At 53.2% G+C, this 18,631-nt stretch carries 19 protein-coding genes; all 19 read right to left on the reverse strand.

Annotated features, from left to right (window positions below):
* Window positions 1-88 precede the first annotated feature (88 nt).
* The gene (locus GCD22_RS13020; RefSeq protein ID WP_010637898.1) at window positions 89-895 is read right to left on the reverse strand and encodes a CbbQ/NirQ/NorQ/GpvN family protein; all 807 of its coding nucleotides are present in this window, start codon (window positions 893-895) and stop codon (window positions 89-91) included.
* Between the two features lie 17 nt (window positions 896-912).
* On the reverse strand, window positions 913-1,239 hold the full coding sequence (locus GCD22_RS13025) for a P-II family nitrogen regulator (RefSeq protein ID WP_010637896.1): 327 nt from the start codon (window positions 1,237-1,239) through the stop codon (window positions 913-915).
* Window positions 1,236-4,388 carry a DUF2309 domain-containing protein gene (locus tag GCD22_RS13030; protein WP_081577364.1) on the reverse strand — a complete coding sequence of 1,051 codons (3,153 nt, stop codon included), beginning with the start codon at window positions 4,386-4,388 and terminating at the stop codon, window positions 1,236-1,238. Before GCD22_RS13030 ends, GCD22_RS13025 begins: the two co-directional genes overlap by 4 nt.
* A complete protein-coding gene (locus GCD22_RS13035) occupies window positions 4,373-5,146 on the reverse strand; it encodes a hypothetical protein (protein WP_081577363.1) in 774 nt (257 codons plus the stop codon). The genes GCD22_RS13030 and GCD22_RS13035 overlap by 16 nt, the downstream gene beginning before the upstream one ends.
* 1 nt (window position 5,147) lies before the next feature.
* Window positions 5,148-6,836: an NADH-quinone oxidoreductase subunit 5 family protein gene (locus tag GCD22_RS13040; protein ID WP_010637891.1), complete on the reverse strand. Its 1,689-nt coding sequence runs from the start codon at window positions 6,834-6,836 to the stop codon at window positions 5,148-5,150.
* Between the two features lie 33 nt (window positions 6,837-6,869).
* Window positions 6,870-9,224 carry a nitric oxide reductase activation protein NorD gene (locus GCD22_RS13045; protein ID WP_081577362.1) on the reverse strand — a complete coding sequence of 785 codons (2,355 nt, stop codon included), beginning with the start codon at window positions 9,222-9,224 and terminating at the stop codon, window positions 6,870-6,872.
* Window positions 9,225-9,312: 88 nt separating this feature from the next.
* The gene (locus GCD22_RS13050; protein WP_010637887.1) at window positions 9,313-9,549 is read right to left on the reverse strand and encodes a hypothetical protein; all 237 of its coding nucleotides are present in this window, start codon (window positions 9,547-9,549) and stop codon (window positions 9,313-9,315) included.
* Window positions 9,546-10,172 carry an AAA family ATPase gene (locus GCD22_RS13055; protein WP_081577377.1) on the reverse strand — a complete coding sequence of 209 codons (627 nt, stop codon included), beginning with the start codon at window positions 10,170-10,172 and terminating at the stop codon, window positions 9,546-9,548. The genes GCD22_RS13050 and GCD22_RS13055 overlap by 4 nt, the downstream gene beginning before the upstream one ends.
* Window positions 10,173-10,180: 8 nt before the next feature.
* On the reverse strand, window positions 10,181-10,468 hold the full coding sequence (locus GCD22_RS13060) for a hypothetical protein (protein ID WP_010637884.1): 288 nt from the start codon (window positions 10,466-10,468) through the stop codon (window positions 10,181-10,183).
* Window positions 10,469-10,477: 9 nt separating this feature from the next.
* Window positions 10,478-10,918, reverse strand: a complete 441-nt coding sequence (locus GCD22_RS13065; RefSeq protein ID WP_081577361.1) for a ferritin-like domain-containing protein — start codon at window positions 10,916-10,918, stop codon at window positions 10,478-10,480.
* A gap of 5 nt (window positions 10,919-10,923) precedes the next feature.
* Window positions 10,924-11,262 (reverse strand): alpha-carboxysome major shell protein CsoS1, encoded by a 339-nt coding sequence (gene csoS1, locus GCD22_RS13070; protein WP_010637882.1) that lies wholly within the window; start codon window positions 11,260-11,262, stop codon window positions 10,924-10,926.
* A gap of 92 nt (window positions 11,263-11,354) precedes the next feature.
* Window positions 11,355-11,651 (reverse strand): alpha-carboxysome major shell protein CsoS1, encoded by a 297-nt coding sequence (csoS1, locus tag GCD22_RS13075; protein WP_010637881.1) that lies wholly within the window; start codon window positions 11,649-11,651, stop codon window positions 11,355-11,357.
* A 54-nt stretch (window positions 11,652-11,705) separates the two neighbouring features.
* Entirely contained in the window at window positions 11,706-12,002 is a 297-nt protein-coding gene (csoS1, locus tag GCD22_RS13080) for an alpha-carboxysome major shell protein CsoS1 (RefSeq protein ID WP_010637879.1), read from the reverse strand.
* Between the two features lie 44 nt (window positions 12,003-12,046).
* Window positions 12,047-12,283: a carboxysome peptide B gene (locus GCD22_RS13085; protein WP_010637875.1), complete on the reverse strand. Its 237-nt coding sequence runs from the start codon at window positions 12,281-12,283 to the stop codon at window positions 12,047-12,049.
* Window positions 12,284-12,294: 11 nt separating this feature from the next.
* Window positions 12,295-12,546: an alpha-carboxysome shell vertex protein CsoS4 gene (gene csoS4 / locus GCD22_RS13090; protein ID WP_010637873.1), complete on the reverse strand. Its 252-nt coding sequence runs from the start codon at window positions 12,544-12,546 to the stop codon at window positions 12,295-12,297.
* Entirely contained in the window at window positions 12,543-14,102 is a 1,560-nt protein-coding gene (locus tag GCD22_RS13095; RefSeq protein ID WP_226859371.1) for a carboxysome shell carbonic anhydrase, read from the reverse strand. Before GCD22_RS13095 ends, csoS4 begins: the two co-directional genes overlap by 4 nt.
* 56 nt (window positions 14,103-14,158) lie before the next feature.
* Window positions 14,159-16,687, reverse strand: coding sequence for an alpha-carboxysome scaffolding protein CsoS2 (locus GCD22_RS13100; RefSeq protein WP_081577359.1), 2,529 nt, complete (start codon window positions 16,685-16,687; stop codon window positions 14,159-14,161).
* A 61-nt stretch (window positions 16,688-16,748) separates the two neighbouring features.
* Complete coding sequence (locus GCD22_RS13105) at window positions 16,749-17,081, reverse strand: ribulose bisphosphate carboxylase small subunit (protein ID WP_010637868.1); 333 nt, start codon at window positions 17,079-17,081, stop codon at window positions 16,749-16,751.
* A gap of 40 nt (window positions 17,082-17,121) precedes the next feature.
* Complete coding sequence (locus tag GCD22_RS13110; protein WP_010637867.1) at window positions 17,122-18,540, reverse strand: form I ribulose bisphosphate carboxylase large subunit; 1,419 nt, start codon at window positions 18,538-18,540, stop codon at window positions 17,122-17,124.
* Between the last annotated feature and the right edge of the window lie 91 nt (window positions 18,541-18,631).

The raw sequence follows: 18,631 nt of genomic DNA on the forward strand, positions 1-18,631 counted from the left end.
TCACCACAGCTTTTTATGAAGCTTTCAGTCCTCAAAATGGTCGCGGGCCTGGAGGCTTTGCAGCAACTCTGGCCCGCGCCGTTTCAGGTTAGAAAAAAGTACCGACGGCCGCATCCAGGGCGTCACGCATATCCGGATCATCCGTAATCGGGCGTACCAGGGCCATGCTGCAGGCCGCAATGGGTGCCACACCTTTCTGTATCAACGCACCGGCATAAATGAGCATACGTGTGGACAAGCCTTCATCCAGACCGTGACCCTTGAGGTTGCGCGAACGCTCGGCAATGGAAACCAGCTTTTCCGCCATATCTTCCGAAACACCCGACTCATGAGCCACAATTTCCACTTCAATCGTCCGTTCCGGATAGGAAAAATCCAAAGCCCCAAAACGCTGCTTGGTGGATTGTTTCAGATCTTTCATGGAAGACTGGTAGCCGGGGTTAAAGGAAATCACCAGCTGAAAATCAGGATGGGCCTGAATCAGCTCACCCTTCTTATCCAGGGGAAGTGTGCGCCGATGATCCGTAAGAGGATGAATCACCACCGTCGTATCCTGACGAGCCTCGACAATTTCATCCAGATAACAGATGGCCCCTATACGCGCAGCGGTGGTCAGAGGACCGTCCTGCCATTTGGTACCATCCTTGTCCAGCAGAAACCGCCCTACCAGGTCTGAAGCCGTCATGTCCTCGTTGCAAGCCACAGTAATCAGAGGCCGCTTCAGACGCCACGCCATATATTCAACAAAACGGGACTTTCCGCAGCCGGTCGGGCCCTTGACCATCATCGGCAGACGGGCTGCGTAAGCCGCTTCATACAAGGAAATTTCATCGTGGACTTCCTTGTAATACGGCTCTTTCTCAATCAGGTACTGTTCTTTTGAATCACTGTTCACCGTATCACCTCTTGATATTAATTCTTGAATTTCACCAGCCGACTGACCTGGATATCCGTAACAAACACAACCCCGGTATGTTTCTCAAAAAATGGCGCGAAGCCTTCCAGAATAGGAGACACCAACTCTTCGGGAACAGCCACTATAATCATGATCAGCACGTCATCTTCATTGAACATGACGTGTCCTTCATAAATGCCGTGACTGCCTTTCCCAGACAAATTACCGACAATGGTATAACCTTTCACCCCGGCCCTGTCGAGAAGATCCGTGGCAAAATCCTTGTGCGCGCCCTCCATGATGATTTCCAGCTTTTTCAAAGGGCTCAAATTCAGTGTGTTCATGCGATTTCCTCCAGGAGGGTCTGTCTGTCAGGGGTTTCAGTTCGTTCTTGCAAGTGAAAGGCACCATCTTCGAGGACATAGGCGCGATAATCATCTTCCGGATCCATGATGATGACCCGGACCCAACCCCCACCCAGCAGCGCCTTGATCTTAACCAGGTTACCCACGGATCTCTGGGCAAAAGCGACCGGCGCTTCAACCAGCACAATCAAGCGCACCGGCTCATGGTAAGGCTTACCATCCTTGAGGACGGTCTGGGTAGGCAGCCCTGTACGCAAATCACTCTGGTTGCCGGTCATCACTGCAAAGCGCCCCGCCACGTTGTGATATACCTTACTGCCACTACCATAGTGCTCCGTGTCCACAACGGAAAAATAATGTTCCAGATTAATCCATTCACCCACCACCATGGGACTGGAAAGAATGGTTTCCAGAAGACGGCCCTTGGGATCCAGGCGGTAATCGTAGGAATGGAGAAAAGCCCGGCTTTCCAGATTCAGGCCCTCGGTTAATTCCCGCCGACCGACAATAGCATAGGCATTGCGGGTCAAGCCCCACTCCGGACGGACCTGCGACCAGTCGTGGGTTTGGCGCTGAGCCATGGCCGCCGCTGCGTAGGGGTCCTGGGCCAACCTGGCATTTCCTCCGAGCAGTGGCATGCGTTCGGCAGCAGAACGACGGGTAGCTGCTGACAAGCCATTCTGCAAACGCTCCAGATAGAGCAGATGTCTTGCTGGCAACAAGTCCACATCATGCAGTTCCACCACGTCTGAAGTGGTGTTATGCACGGCCGGCATAAACCAGGTATCGTCAGGGATGATGATTCCCTTGTCGCGCAAACGCCGACGTACCTCGGGTTTGTTGGCCATAGCCGCAAATACCCGGGCATTGGGTAGCCCCTTGCCACCTCCACAGGCCCCACAATCCAGAGCCGATTCATAGGGATTGTTTTCGGTTTCGCTTTGATGCCCAACCAACAGCACAAAGCGCGAAAAATTACGATTCATACCAATCAGCAGCAGAGCCTGAGAAATGTAGCGGACCTGCTCATCCAGACTGAAACCAATGCGGCCCAGTCGCTCCATCTGCAAACTGGTTTCATGCCGTTCGACCCGATATATGTCACGCAATTTCTGAATGAATTCAGACTCCTGCTGAGCAGACAAATTGCGGCGTTGGGCCAGTGCACTGGGTCCAGAGATATGTTCCAAAGCAATTTCGCGCAACTCTTTGACATCGTCGTCCGTCACCTGATCGCGCGGAACATTCCATTCCTTGATCAACGCCCGGACAATCATCGCCCGCTGCACAGCCCGCAAAATGGAATCCGCCTGATCCGGACTGAGCTTGTCCAGGAGCAGTCGCGTTACCGGCTTTTCAGCATGCAGCTTGTGATGGAGATGATGATAAGTCAGCGGCGCGACGGTCTTGCCAATCAAGCCCAGACTGAAAATGAGACCCACGGCTTCTACTGCCACAAATGGGGACAACACCGAACTCTTCAGTTCATGAAGCACATGCTCCAGAGCACCATAAAGCGGTTCTTCTTCCAGTTCCAGTTCGGCGGGGATTTCCAGCACCAGATTTTTGGGGGTCTGAATCGCCGGACAAAGGTGCACTTCAGTGCCGCGACCATACTCCAGGAAGCTGATCGGCACCCCAAAAAACCCACCAATTCCAAAAGTCTGATAATCACCAATCGCTTCCAGATGCCGGCGCATGGGTTCCGAACGCACATCAATACAAAGCAATGCCTGGGCAAAAGGCCGTTTCTCCTCGGCTGCTGCAGGCGCCTGCGGAATATGGATCCGGTTGACCAGATCCTTGATATAGTGAGACTCCATGGACCGCAACCAGGTAAAGCCTTCCTGCTTTTCCCAGGCCCGCATAATCTCCAAAAACCTGTCGAGCTGATCAGGCGTCATCGCCAACAGCTCCGCTTCCGCTGCTGCACCCATGGCTTTAGCCAGTCGCTGCAGATTTTTAACCTGACGTTCCGCTTCCCAACGGGACTTGGCAGTAATGTACTGCTGCGCCATCTTGTCAAAACCAGAGCGTTTGCGCCGTGCCAATACATCTTCTACCTGTTGTGCCCAGGCGGGTAAAATGGACCCCGTGTACAACTCCAGACGCAAATAGGCAGAAAAAGGATCCGCATGGACAAAATCCTGAATTTCTTCGGCATTGGCCGGACAAGCATGGTGCCTGACCGCCTCCTGAAGCAACGCCATACCCAGAACCATGCGTACGGCCAGAAAGTCCGTCAGATCCGCCGGATACTGCTCTGCCCAGTAATAGTGTTTGGCTGTACTCCGGTAGCGGATGAAACCCGCCCAACCATGCAAACGCGTCAATTGCCGGGTAATATATTTTTGCCAGGATGCTTCGGGAACTTTCAGATCCCGGAGAATATGCGCCACTACGCCTTCAGGCGTCGCTTCTGAGTCCAGAAGATTGCGCAAATGCAATCCACGCAGGAAAAAGCGCACATTATGCTGAGCCACTTCTTTCCATGCAGCAAAAAATCCCTGCTTGCGTCCCGGCGACTGCCAGGCTGACTGACCTTCATCAAAAAAGTCCAGGCAGCTTTTTACCAGCAGATCATCCAGGGTACTGCCAATGTCTGTCCCGAACAGACGATCGACATTGGCATAAACTGGCCCGTCCAGGGCTATTTTATGGCTGAGGATGTCTTGCAGGCGGTATTTTTGGGTTTCGTCGTCTTGATCTGGCGCTTGTCCATGGAGAACTGCATGCAGAATTCGTCCATCGAGCCAATCCGTCCTCGGGACCATCTGCTCGTTCTGGCAACGCGTCAGCAAGGACCAGAGCCAATGCTCCATGGAAATTCCGGGCAGAGTCTCGGCGTGTTTTTCGAGAAAAACATGGAGATATTTGCGCAGTGCATTTTCATCGACTTTCCCGGCCTGCCAATATTCCTGATATTCACTGCGGGAAAGATATCCGCGTCCGTGAAATAATCGGCCCGCTTCTTCCACCGCCTCTTCAAAAGGAAGGTGTTCCAGCCCAAACAGCGGGTTATGGTGAATGAAGGTGCGCATTGGCCAAAACCGTGGAATGGGCTCGCTGGCCACATAAATCATCGTCCGTACTTTCAGACGATCACCTAAAGTCAGTTGATGATCCATATGCCCCCCCAGAAAATTCCGACCAAAGCAAATACCCCCAAAGTCAGCCCACCCAACCAGGTGCCAGCCACACTCAAGTCATGCACCGCATCGCCATGGTATATACCGAAAAGTAAATCCTGCAAAAGCCGCCCTACGGTCCACCCCCAAAGGAGCAGGACCAGCAATAACAAAGGCATCCAGATGATTGGCAAACTTTCCATAGCCTGTAATAAGGCGAAAAAATTGGGAAAGATGGGTGTGGCGGTAGCGGCAAGTGCGGTCAGAGAGATCAGCACGGAAAGACGGGGCAAAACCCGGGCAAAACCGCCGCTCAGGCCCAGATAAGAAGCTCCGGTTTTTTTCGTCAAAACGCCCGCCCATATCAGCATCAGGGCAGCAGGGATAGACCAGGCGAGCACAAAAAGTTGCATATCCCAGTGTTGCGGCAGCAATCCGACCAGGAGCCAGGTCAGGGTCAAGCCGGAAGTGGCCATAAAACGCGCCCAAATCTGCACATCACGGGTTCCTGCAGCGCGATAGGCGTAAAAAATCGCCGTAAATAATGCCAACGCCCGCAAGGCTGTGGGCATTTCCTGGCCGAGCACATACCAGGCCCCTGATTTCAGAAGCAACAGCAGACCCAGTTGTGGCAGGACAATAACCGTCAGAGCGCGCGCCCAGGCACCCGGTGCACTGACCAGTAAACGGTTAAAAATCCAGCTGAACGGGAACCAGGGAAGCAAAGCACCTGCGATAATCCAGATGATGATATCCATCTCAGCACCACCGTAACATAACGTTGAGACGCCGCGCCCCACTCAACAAAATCTGAGTCATGCGGGCATACAGGTCATTGACATACAGCTCTCTGGACAACAAGGCATACAGGGCCAGATAAACACCACGCCAGCGGCCCTGGTCTGCGCGATCCCACCAACCGCTGGAATCCGCAAAAAAAGTCAAAGCCCAGGCACCGACAAAGAGCAGCGCAAGGATGATCACCAACACGTCAAAGTAGACGCTGTTGATACTGGCGGCACCATATATCTGATATTCCTCGTCGTGCGGATATAAAAAGTGTCCGAAGTAATGGCTGATCAGGGTATAACCAATGACCACCAGAACAAATGATCCGAGAATACCACCCATCAAACGCCAGGGGTTGGTATGGGTCATTTTATGGGTGGCAAACAAGGCCTGGGCTCCGGTCACCCAGCCGAAAAAGAGCAGGATAATGACCCCTTGTTCGTGCAGAAGTCGCGATGAAACAAATAAGTGGGACACACTGAGCACGACTACTGGTACGATAATGGTCAAGGCTGCCGCCGCCAGCCAGGGCAGCCGTGAAGGCTTGGCCGGACGCCGCTCGACAATCGAGGTGTACACCGGGTCCGCAGGAACGCCATCATGTTCCCGGGCCTCGCCAATGATATTTCCTGCTCCCAAAAACAGGGATGCCTTGAAAAATCCGTGGGCGATCAGATGGAAAATGGCCAGAGCAAAAGCCCCGACCCCGCATTCCATGACCATAAAACCCATCTGCCCCATGGTCGAATAGCCCAGTGAGCGTTTCACATCATTTTGAATCAACATCATGGCTGATCCCACTACAGCGGTAATCAGGCCTACGATAAAAACAAAATGCAAAACAATACTGGCGTGTTCGAATACCGGAAAAAACCGGTTAAACAAAAATCCGCCCGCGTTGACTATGCCTGCATGCATAAGTGCAGACACCGGGGTCGGACCATCCATGGTGTAGGGTAACCAGCCATGAAGCAAAAACTGGGCAGAGCGCGCAAAAGCGGCAAAAGCCAGGAGAAAACCTACCAGCTCCGGAACCGATAAACCCCAGAAAGCGTCCAGATGCGGATACATTTGCAGCCGGGAAAAAATCACTGGAAGGGAAATAGAGTGGTAACTTCTGATCAGTACAAAAGCGGCCAACCAGAGTGGCACATCTCCGGCCCGGTAAGTAATTTGCGTCCAGAACGCATAACGTCCTGCTGCAGGACGGTTGGTATCGTGGCCCAACAAAAAATAAAGTACCACCCCCACCAGAAACCAGGCGACCAGCAAGGTAATCAGATCAGCCGCAGAAACCATGAATAAAATAGTCGCTGTCATCAAGTCAAGAAGCGCAAAAAAGCGGGTGTAATTAGCCTCTTCCACCATGTAGCGCACAGAATACATATGGACCAGCAGGCTGATTCCACTCACAAAACTCCACATGATGAGGGTTAGAGGATCAAGCCATACACTCCCCCAGAGGGTGCCGATAACCTCCACGCGCGAAAAGCCGCCCAGGGCATAACTGGTCAGCTCAATGAGCGCCAATATAAAAGTCAGCAAGGTAATGATTACGCTGATTCGCGCCGCCACCTTGCGGGCAGAATGCGCAAAGACAAAAATAATGACTGCCGATAAAATTGGCAGGAATGGAATTGCAATTGCCCAATTACCCATTCGACACTCCCTGTATTATGTTCCAATTTAAAATCATTTGGTCATGGATATATAAAGCTGCGGTAATTTTTCTGGAAGCTTGTCCACATGATCCAGCACCAGATAATTACGTTGCCCGAAAATTCTGGAAACATATTCATCGGCATAAGGGTCCAGAGACAGGCAAAATGTCCGGATACCCTTGCGGTTCAGTTCTTCTACGGCTTTTTTGGTATCAAAACGCAAATATTGTGGATCGCGCACATCATTATCTGCGGGTTCACCATCGGTGAGGAGCAGAATCAATTTTTTCTGGCTGGCACGCTGATCCAGCAGATGTCCGGCATGGCGCAGTGCCGCACCCATGCGGGTCGAAAGCTGTCCGGTCATTCCTGCCAGACGACCTTTCACTTTGTCATCATACGGCGCATCAAAGTCCTTGAACTTGTAAAACTCTACGTCGTGGCGCCCATTGGAATCAAAACCACAGAGCATATAGGGGTCGCCAATGCGCTCCAGGGCCTCAGCCAGCAAAGCCGTGGCTTCCCTGGCCAAATGCAGCACACTGACATCTCCTTCCGAACGCGTACGCAGCAGGTCATTGGTCGATTCGGAAAGATCAACCAGCAACATGACGGAAAGATCTCGAATATTCAGACGGGTGCGAATACCTATACGCGGATCCGGCTGTTGCCCCATGCGGATATCCGTCATCGCCAGAATGGCCGCATTAATATCAATTTCATCCCCATCTTCGACTTTGCGCGTCCGCACCACGCCCTGGGGCTGCACCGCTTCAATCAGCTTTCGCAGCCTTTGCACCAAAGGCTTTTGTTGTTCGAGCATGGTATTAATTTCTGAGGGATCTCCCATTTTGGGATGTTTTTCATACACGGTCACCCACAAGGGACGTTCCAGCTGGGTCTGATAATCCCACTCGGAATAATTTACCGGTTGCGACACCGGCGTCTTGCCCTCTTTTTCGTTAAACGTCAGGCCATCGTCGTCATAGAACTCTGTGGCGAGCACCCAGACTTCCTGGGCATCATCTCCCGCTGTTTCCACATCGACGGCGTTGATCATTTCCATGATGCTTACATATTTGCGTACCTGAGCCTGACCGCCGGAGAGAGGATCGCCACTCCAGTCTGTGGCAGGCGCCGTCCATAGATAGCGATTATCATCGCGATAGGGGCTTTCAGACTGATCTTTCTGCACAGAGTAATTCCAGGAAGATTTTTCACATTCTTCCGCCAGTTTTTCAGCAGCCGCCATCAGCACATCATAAACGTCTTCTTCGGCTGCCAACACCCGGATAAACGCTTCTCGGGCGTTGGCCACAAAGGGATGTGGATCAGCATAGTCAGCATCGAGCAGTGCGAGGCTGATACGATCCATGATGGCTACGGTTTCAGGTTCTGCTGCCTGTTCCACACAGGCCGGCAAACGGCCTAAATGTTGCCATAGAGGGAAAAGACCCGGGAATTTCTGGATGGCCAGATGCTCTACACGGGCGTCTTCCAGAATTCCAATCCACAGCCGTTGCAAAGGTTTGGCAAGCTCAAAACGGGGATCGTATCTGGAAAAAACCACATGCGCTGCGGCGTGTGCCGCTGCAGCACGATACAACTCCAAGGCGGCTGTTTTTCCCCCTTGGGCGTTTTCCACATCGTCGTAGGCGTCGGGAACATGAATGAAGTAATTTTCTATGTAGGGCTGGTAACCTTCTCTGGTTTCATAATCTCCGGAAGTGGGACGCAGAAAAAAATCACGACCCCACAAAGCGCGCAGGTACATGATCAAACGGCGTTGTACGTCAATGAAAAGAACACCGCGTCGTTCCTGCTGGAGTACGGCCAGCGATTGTGGCGTATTCAGACCGAAAAACTCTACCTGTGCGGCAAAATCACTGCGATAGGCGGAAATACCCCAGCTGGCCCAACGCCGCAAACCACCCAGGGTCATTTTTTCGAGGAGCACTTCAATTTTGCCCAACATCGGACGAACACCACGCGGTGCCTGGGCGAGTAACTGATCTAGTAGCAGCAGATAGCCGCGAAATAATTCCAGTTCACCCAAACGACGGGCAACAATCGGAGCACTGGTGAAAAATAAAGCCAGCACTTCGGCGCTGGTTTTGGAAAACATACGAATGGCCATGGAAAGCATTTCGAAAACAGCCTGCTCGCCAATTTCACGGGCAACCTGTGGGGCACTTTCTATAAAAGCAAGAACCAGATCAGTCCCACGTCCCAGCGCCTTAAGGCTGCTGGCACCCTGCAGATAGGATTCGAGACCACGTCGACCAAAAACCCGGGCGGCTTCATACCAATTGGCCTCCAGGACTTCGGCGGCGTGTGGCCCCAGATCTTCCAATATTTCCGGATAATCCGCCAACTGAATGGACATACCTAGCTCACCCCATTTTTATCGCAAAGCACCCTCTACCCATGTACTACACACAGGCCGGTCAAAATTCATCAGGAAGAATACGGTGCTAGTCTGGCCAAATACGCTGGGGATTGATTTCGCGCCCACCACCTGCATTCAGATCGCTCACGGCGGGCGTTGCTTTGGGCGTGCTTTTCTGAACAGGTTTACTGCTCGTCGCCAGTTTATTGCCCGTAGTTGTTTTTTCAGTGCCTGCCGCAGGTGTGCTGGCTGTAGCTGCAGCCGGAGTACGCCGTCTGGGACTCTGGATACTCGCGTTGAGTTTGTTCTCCAAATTGCTCATTTCAAGATCTCCTCAATAATTCCTTCGAATTCCTGTACGGCAGCCGTGGCTCGCTTACCCATCTGATACACACTTTTCCCTTCAATGGCTGCATTCCGGTATATGGCCCGGCGGGCGACCTGCACAGGTAACACTTTCAGGCCCATTGCCTGAACTGCAGATTCTGCAGCACGAGACAAAGCACTGTGGCTTTCCACCTGATTCAGCACAAATGCTGCATTTCGGGCTGCTTTTCCCGCATGCAGGGCCGAAATCACTTCTATACTGCGTTGGCTCGCCCATAAATCCAGTGGCGAGGGCAGCACTGGTAATAATATCCAGTCCGCCATCGCCAGTACCTCCCGGGTTTCAGCACTCTCCAGAGAAGGCGGACAATCAATCACCCAGTAGGCAAAATCAGCGGATTGCCCCGCGCTTTGTTCTGACCAGCTTTGTACAGACAAAGCATGACCATCAGCTTCAGCAGCCCAATCCGCCCAATAGCCCAGGCTTCCCTGAGGGTCGGCATCCAGCAGTAAGGTGGCACCGCGTTTGGACAAGCCCATCGCCAGGTTCCAGGCCAGAGTGGTTTTACCACAACCACCTTTGGCATTAAAAAGGGCAATCCGCTTGGCGGTGGTCATGATCAATGTTACTCCCGTGCCTGCACTGCGCAGTGCTCAGCCGCTGCAGCAAATTCTGCCCGCTCAGGCTCCACGGCATCTTCTTCAAATTGAATTGCGACGACCACGTAGGTTTTCGCAAAATTCAGGTTTGGATAATAGCCGAGTTTCTCAGAAAGTCCCGTCAGCAAATCCAGAAAATGACGAGTTCGTGCATAGTCGGAAAACTCAAATCGTTTGCTCCACCCCAAAGGACGACGCTGAATTTCCCATCCCTCGGGAGCCTGCATATCCTGGAGATCCTGGTTCACAAACATCCTCCAAACTTAGTGAAAACGCTCCAACATTTCGGCAAGCGACCGCATATGGCCTTCTTCATCGGCGCGCAGACGGGCAAACACCTCGGCAGAAGGAATATCCCGCATACGCTCGGAAAAATTCTGGGCTTCGCTATACAATTGCACTGCCGAAAACTCCAGGTCCTGATCGTGCGTCAACATTTCGCGCAAATCCCTACCCGGGCGCGGTGGCCGTAATTGCGCACCCGTCGGGGCTATTCCCATCAGCAAAAGCTGCTGACTGAGAATACCGGCATGATCCAGTTCTTCCCGCGATTCATGACGAAAATATTCAGCCCAATCTGCCATGCCCCAGAGCGTACAAAGACTTGACTGGGTACGGTACTGCTGCACCGCCGTGTACTCATGAGTCAGCGCACGCGTGAAAAAACCAATGATGCGGGGATGATGAATACGCACCCCATTCATGGGTTTCAGCTCAGATTGCCGGTAACATCACCATCCCGGCCACTACCATCGGCACTTGGAGACTGAGGTAAAATATGTTCCACCTCGGTGTGTACCCGGGCAATAATGTGGGCGGCTACCAGACCATCACCGACCCGTTCGCAGGCATCAGCACCCGCACGGACAGCCGCATTCACCGCACCCGTTTCGCCACGCACCAACACAGTGACATAACCGCCACCCACAAACTGACGGCCAACCAAACGGACTTCTGCCGCTTTGGTCATCGCATCCGCTGCTTCAATAGCTGGCACCAGACCGCGTGTTTCAATCATACCCAGAGCAATACCCGTAAGTGCTGCCATCTGTGTCTCCTTTATATTGATTACCTCTGCCAGGAAGGGCGTAGGAACTACGCCCGCTCACTCGCGTTCATTCAAGCGACAATCAAACCGGTTCAGGCTGATGGTGCTTTCGGCAGAATGTGTTCTACCTCAGAATGGACACGGGCAATAATGTGGGCGGCTACCAGACCATCACCGACCCGTTCGCAAGCATCAGCACCCGCACGGACAGCCGCATTCACCGCACCTGTTTCGCCACGCACCAATACGGTGACATAACCACCACCGACAAACTGGCGACCAATCAAACGCACTTCAGCAGCCTTGGTCATCGCATCAGCTGCTTCAATAGCTGGCACCAAACCACGGGTTTCAATCATACCCAACGCAATACCTGTCACTTCTGCCATTTCATCAACTCCTCAATAGACAATCTAAAAATCAGAACCGCTGGCTGCCGCTGATTAAGCAGTGGCAGCCTTCGGCAGGATGTGCTCGACCTCAGAGTGCACACGCGCAATGATGTGTGCAGCCACCAGGCCGTCACCCACCCGTTCGCAGGCATCAGCACCAGCACGAACTGCAGCATTCACTGCACCTGTTTCGCCACGCACCAACACGGTGACATAACCACCACCGACAAACTGGCGACCAATCAAACGCACTTCAGCGGCCTTGGTCATCGCATCAGCCGCTTCAATAGCCGGCACCAAACCACGGGTTTCAATCATACCCAACGCAACACCTGATACATCTGCCATTTGCACCCCTCCTTACGAGAACAAAACCCAATATCGAGAACGTTTCAAGGTTCCCAAAAGTCAATGATTCCACCAATGGTCAAATCAGTATGAATCTCAAAATCGCCCGCCGCATAACGCGCCGCCGAACCTGCTACCGTAAACACCCATTTACCCGGCGGAACCCCTACGGGATCCATCGCTACATTCAGTTTCCCTGTTGCATCAGACAACACCCGTAGCGAACTTTGCTTCAGTCCAGGAACCCGACGGGTGACCACCAGCTCGGAAACCACCTGCATAATCTCCACGACTACAGAGGGTCCCAATTATCAATGATGCCAATAATCGTCAGATCTGATGGATAATCCTTACTGCCAGCAGCTTCGCGCGCTGCCGAAGATCCCACACAAATCACCCAATCACCGGGAATACAACCCACAGCGTCCACCGCCAGTGAGCGCGGTCCACCTTCCTTTTCCTGAACCACCAGTAGAGGACGATGACCCATTTCTGCAATACGGTTGGTCGATACCAGAGTTTTTTCCACACGCATGATCTTCATGTGAGTGGCACCTCCTCCAATGGACTGCCCAGTTTCTGATTCTGGACGCTGCCATGTAAATAAAGCATACCTTCGGACAGTAAATCACTGTACCGTGCTTGAATAGCTGCTGCCACGCGCTGTAATTTGATAATGATGCGTTCTCTGTGGCCAGGGACATTGGCGTCATATCTGTAATTAATCGCCATGGGTATGGGTAAACCCTGTTCGACATTCAGATGTCGAAAAATCTTGACCCCCACATCCAGATCCGCAGCTCCCTCCTCCACAGTATCCAGGTGCGCGTAATAAGACAGATTACGCACCTGCAACTCCTGAAAACCGTCACCAATACTCATAAAGCGTTCGCCATGGCCTCTGTCGGGATACCAGCCCCCGAAGTTTTCAATGACATATTCTATCTGGCTCAGATTATTGATAAGCAGGTTGGCAATCAGGCGCCGCATCCCGTCATGGGGTTTGCCGTCACCCTGCCCCCATCCGCCGACATCACTGACATTGGCGATGGCTTCATAAATTGCAAGGCGTGCCTGATCGGCATTCATACCCAGAGTCTTTTTATAGAGTTCGGCATTGTCCACAGAGCGGAATAGACTCAAATCTCCATGACTGTCCGGCACATGAATGCGAATCGCATCAGTATCCGTATCGAGGCCAATCAGCAAAATATCGGTACTGGCACCACAACAAAAAGCATTTTCAATACCATGGCGAAACTGTTGCAAGCGTTCCAGAGCAGCTTCCATAGCTAATTTTTCATTGCTCTGATGCGCTGCACAACCCTGATGCATAGGATCCAGTGAACTGCGGTGATATACGGCCACCTTTAGATATCGGGTACCACTATCAGAAGTACTGGGATACCCCTCACGGAAGCGACGCAATTCCGCAGCCTGCCAGTCAAGAATATCGTCTTCTACATCAAACAAAGTTCCAGCAAAAGTAGAGTATCGTAATAAATCCGAAGCAGGCAGTCTTAAAATATAGGTAAACAGGCCTTTCAAACGACCATCAGCACAGGCTGAAACATTAATTGCGTGAAACCCGCAGTCGACCAGCAAGGCATCCAGACTTTGAGCATCGGCTACTTCCTGATGGATGCGCTGCGAGAATTGCTCAACGCCTGCCGCCAATGCTGAAAAGATGCTGGAACTATACAAGGTCGGTACATCCACACCATGAATCCACGACCTCTCCAAAACACCTTCAGGAAAGGGATGACCTAAATGCTGTTCTGCCAGACGGTTAGCCTGCTCGGTAAAGTCACGCGATGCGCCCAAAGCAGCCACTTCTTTCAGAACCGGCACAATTTCATCAAAGCGCCGCTTGATACTTGATTCGAAACGGGCAAGACGATCATTTTCCGTTTTATTCACCAAAGCATGGTGGCATTGGTGGGCGGGCAGGCTGGCGCAGGCTGGATGCACAGCTGGCTTACCGTCAGCCTGCTGGGGAACCTGAACGTGCACAGCCTGAGAGAACTGCCTGGCCATAGGCATGGGCATGGAATCTGGCATACCTATACCACGCATGCGTCTGATTTTACGTGTATCCAAGCTTCAGCCCTCAACCTGCAAAGCTGAGTCATCCCGGTACAGATGCCGAAAATCCATCATCCTCGCGCGCCTCCGGAATAAGTAACCAATGACCCCCGGGAAGAACTCCCGCTGCTGCCGGTCAACTTGGATTCACTCAACGCTGCCGACAAAGCCTGCCCTTTGTTTACGCCCGCAGACATAACACAAATTTTCGCATCACCGCGTTGCGTAGGATTACGCTTTTGGGCCCAGTGTCCTTCTGTGCCGGTGACGCGCTTACTCCGACTCCAGTCGTCACCAGTAATCTGCCAGGCACCACGTTCGGGCACAGCCATTACCGAAGAAGCAGCTTCCGGGCTGGCAGACATGCCTGGCTGCACGGAAAGCGGAATACCTTGCGGCATTTCCCGAGTCCGGAACTCCGGCGTACCGGTCACCAGCCCTCTTGCCAGATTGACCGGGCCAGTGACACGATCATTCTGATCCGCACTATTGCCGGTAATGCGACCGGGCATCTGCCGGGACGGAGGAACAATACTGAAGTCCTGCGGCGCACTCACTACGGCCTGTGGAGATTGCGGTGCAACCGGCGCGTCCACAAAACGGGTGCTGGCCGGCACCATCTGTGCCATTGCCTGTTTTTTGAGCGCACAGTTACTGCAACATGCCGGTTCCTCTTGAGGCGCACTTGAAGCTATGGCTGACTGCATCACGGCCTCCTGAGGAGCTGATTCAGGCAGGTTGCTGAGGGCATCGCCCGCGTAAGGCGTTCCAGAAACGGCTGAAAACGCCCCAGCCTCATTACCTGTTACATTTTCTGAAGGTGTTAGCAACGGTCCACTGACCAACTGTCCAGTAGCGGTCCGAGTTACACCCACTTTGGGAGCTTCAGCATGCGGAGTGCTCGCGCATGCAGCATAATGCTCTGCCCCATAATATTCCGTACCGGTGACGGGCAAGCACTCTCCACGCTCGTCACCAGACATTTTTGGGTGTGAACTCACTCCTGTCCCTGTCAGGGCGGTACCCGACAGACTGGACATCATCCCCACCTTATCGATACCACCGCCACACAAGTTCGCCACAGCGTAGCCTGTACCGGTTACCCGTTGACAACTACCAGGCTCATTTCCGGTGACTTTTTCAGAACGATCTACCAGATTGCCGGTAATCCGCAGCCCTTTATCGGTATTACTGATTCCGACCTTGGCTGGTACCGGCTCCGGTGCCGCCGTACGGCATAAAGACTGAAAGGTTTCCTGACTCAGATACTCCGTTCCGGTAACTGGCCGACATTCACCCGAGTCCAGTCCCGTAATTTTGCTGGAACTGTCTACCGCTGTTCCGGAAATCTGTTCACCTGCCAGGGTGTGCGTTTGCGAAACCTTGGGTGGTGCGCCGTTAATGGTCATCCGGGCCACTCCAGCATCAGAATACTGGGAACCCGTAATCCGCTGCTGAACGCCCGTCTCGGAACCCGTCACAGCGACGGCTCTTGCCTCATCTGAGCCACTGATCGGCAGGCGTTGTTTCGCCGAAATACCCATCGCCACTTTCTGAGGTCGGGCTGGCAGATCTGACTGGCAAAATGCACCAAAGTTTTCCATGCTCAGGTATTCGGTACCGGTGACTGCCGTACACGTACCGGCTTCATCGCCTGTCACATCAGCAGACCGGCCCAGTTGCGTACCAGATACAGACTGCCGCGCAGTGGTACTGGACTGCCCTACCTTGGCAGGATTTGGCGCCGGACGACTGTTGCAAAAACTGGTGAACTGATCAGTGCCAACATATTCTGTACCGGTAATTCCCCGACAGGATCCGGCCTCATTACCGGTAACCGCAGCCTGACGAGTCACTTGCGTTCCGGTCACTTCCGAACCTGCCAAAGTGGTATCCACTTCAACTTTCTGTGGGGCCCGATACTTTCTGGAACGTAACTGACCGGCAGCCCGGGCAGGTTGCGTGCGACCCCGACCATGTTCGGCCTGTTCCTGACGATGCAAACGGGCGAATTCGCGGCCATTACCATTTTGCAGATAACGCAAGCGCGCGGCGGCAGAACTCAGACCACGCATCACCGTAAGCGCCACCTTGCCCTTTTGGGAGAGCGTCTGCCGCCGTGCCTTGCAGAGCTGGCGCACTGAATTTTCGCGCCAGGCAAAATCGGAAGGGCTTGATTCAACCATTTCACATACGGAATCCAGAAATGATTCTTCCACACCGGGAATCAGCGGCTGCTCAACCTTTTCAGCAACCATTACTGCCTGGCTGCTTTCTGCCGGGGCAACCCGACGACGGCTGCGCAAACGCCGCTGCTCCGGATCAGACCAGCACTGCGCACCCGTACATCTTTGGGCGCGATGCGCTAATGCGGCTTCTCTTCCGGAGTTTTTCTGAGACATGTTATCAATGTGTACGGATGGCGACATAACCACTGCTGCTGTGGATTCTGTCTTCATCGAATTCGGTACAGACTTTGGCTCAGCAGCTGCTGGCACTGACCGTGTTCTTTCGGTTTGCTTGCGCACGGCCTGCTGGCGCCGCATCTTCTGCGCCAAAGCCCGACCACGCAAGTGACCGGAAGCGGATAATTCAGACATATTGCCTCCCTTGATGTAGCCGCCGTAAAAAACACGGCGGCTTCGTCACTGCTGCCCCTGTTCAGGAGCCCCGGTAAACCACAAACGCCAGACCTTGACTCTGGGTGTAGTTGTCGTAACCGATCAACTTCACCAGATGACCCGGGTATTCGCGGTGGCAGGCTTCCAACTCGGCCAGAATGGCGTCAACACTTCTTTCGCCAAACATCGGAAGCTTCCACATGTACCAGTAATGCGTGAACGAGCGACTGGGCTCGACATGCTCTACTGCAGGGTTCCAACCCTGAGCGACAATGTACTGAATCTGAGCCCGAATCTGTTCAGCAGACATGGGTGGCAGGTATGAAAACGTCTCATACCGGCGGACTTGCTTATAATCTTGCACATCGGCCATGATGACCTCCTTCCTGAATAAGCTGATGAATTACCAGAAATTAGCGGTTCTGTACGTCGAGCTTGTCGACCGTATCGAACTCAAACTTGATTTCTTTCCAGGTTTCCAGAGCGATCTTGAGTTCTGGCGAATGGCGAGCTGCATTCATCAACACTTCCTTGCCTTCCTTCTCGATCTCGACGCCACGGTTACGGGCTTCGACGCATGCTTCCAGAGCCACGCGGTTAGCCGCCGCACCTGCCGCATTACCCCATGGGTGACCCAGAGTACCGCCACCAAACTGCAGCACGGAGTCATCACCGAAAATGCTCACCAGTGCCGGCATGTGCCACACGTGAATACCACCGGAAGCCACGGCAAAGGCGCCGGGCATGGAACCCCAATCCTGATCAAAGAAAATACCGCGACTGCGATCTTCAGGAATGTAGGATTCGCGAAGCAGGTCAATCCAACCCAGGGTAGAAGCGCGATCGCCTTCCAGCTTGCCGACCACGGTACCGGTATGGAGATGATCACCACCGGACAGACGCAGGGCCTTGGTCAACACCCGGAAGTGAATACCATGGTTGGGATTTCGGTCGATCACCGCATGCATGGCACGGTGAATATGGAGCAGAACGCCATTTTTGCGGCACCAGCGGGCCAGACCAGTATTGGCACAGAAACCGCCCGTGAGGAAATCATGCATAATTATGGGCATACCCAGTTCTTTGGCAAACTCGGCGCGCTCGTACATTTCTTCTGGAGAAGGCGCGGTCACGTTCAGATAGTGACCCTTGCGCTCACCCGTCTGGGCTTCGGCATTGTGGATGGCATCAGCCACGAAGAGGAAGCGGTCACGCCAGCGCATGAAAGGCTGGGAATTGACGTTTTCGTCATCCTTGGTGAAATCCAGACCACCACGCAGGGCTTCATATACGGCACGACCGTAGTTCTTGGCAGAAAGACCCAGCTTGGGCTTGATGGTACAACCCAGCATCGGCCGGCCATACTTGTCAAGCAAGTCACGCTCTACCTGAATACCATGGGACGGACCGTTACAGGTCATGACGTAATGCAGCGGGAAGCGCACGTCTTCCAGACGCAGGGCACGAACCGCCTTAAATCCGAATACGTTACCCACCAGCGAGGTGAATACATTAACCACCGAACCTTCTTCGAACAGGTCGATCGGATACGCGATGAACGCATAAAAAGCCGCGTCGTCACCGGGGACGTCTTCAATGCGGTACGCACGACCCTTGTAGTAGTCCATGTCGGTAAGCAGGTCAGTCCAGACCGTAGTCCAGGTGCCGGTAGATGATTCTGCGGCTACCGCCGCCGCTGCTTCTTCCCGATCCACACCAGGCTGCGGGATAATCTTGAAACACGCCAAAAGATCCGACTCGAGCGGCACGTAGTCCGGAGCCCAATATGTGTGGCGGTACTCCTTGACGCCGGCTTCATATTTACCAGCCATAAGATTCCTCCTAAAGTATCAGTCTAACTTGACCTGCAAAGCTGTAACCCTTGACGAATGTACAAAGTGCCTTCCATAAGGTAAAGTAAAA

Source organism: Acidithiobacillus thiooxidans ATCC 19377 (assembly GCF_009662475.1).
Classification (GTDB): Bacteria; Pseudomonadota; Gammaproteobacteria; order Acidithiobacillales; family Acidithiobacillaceae; genus Acidithiobacillus; species Acidithiobacillus thiooxidans.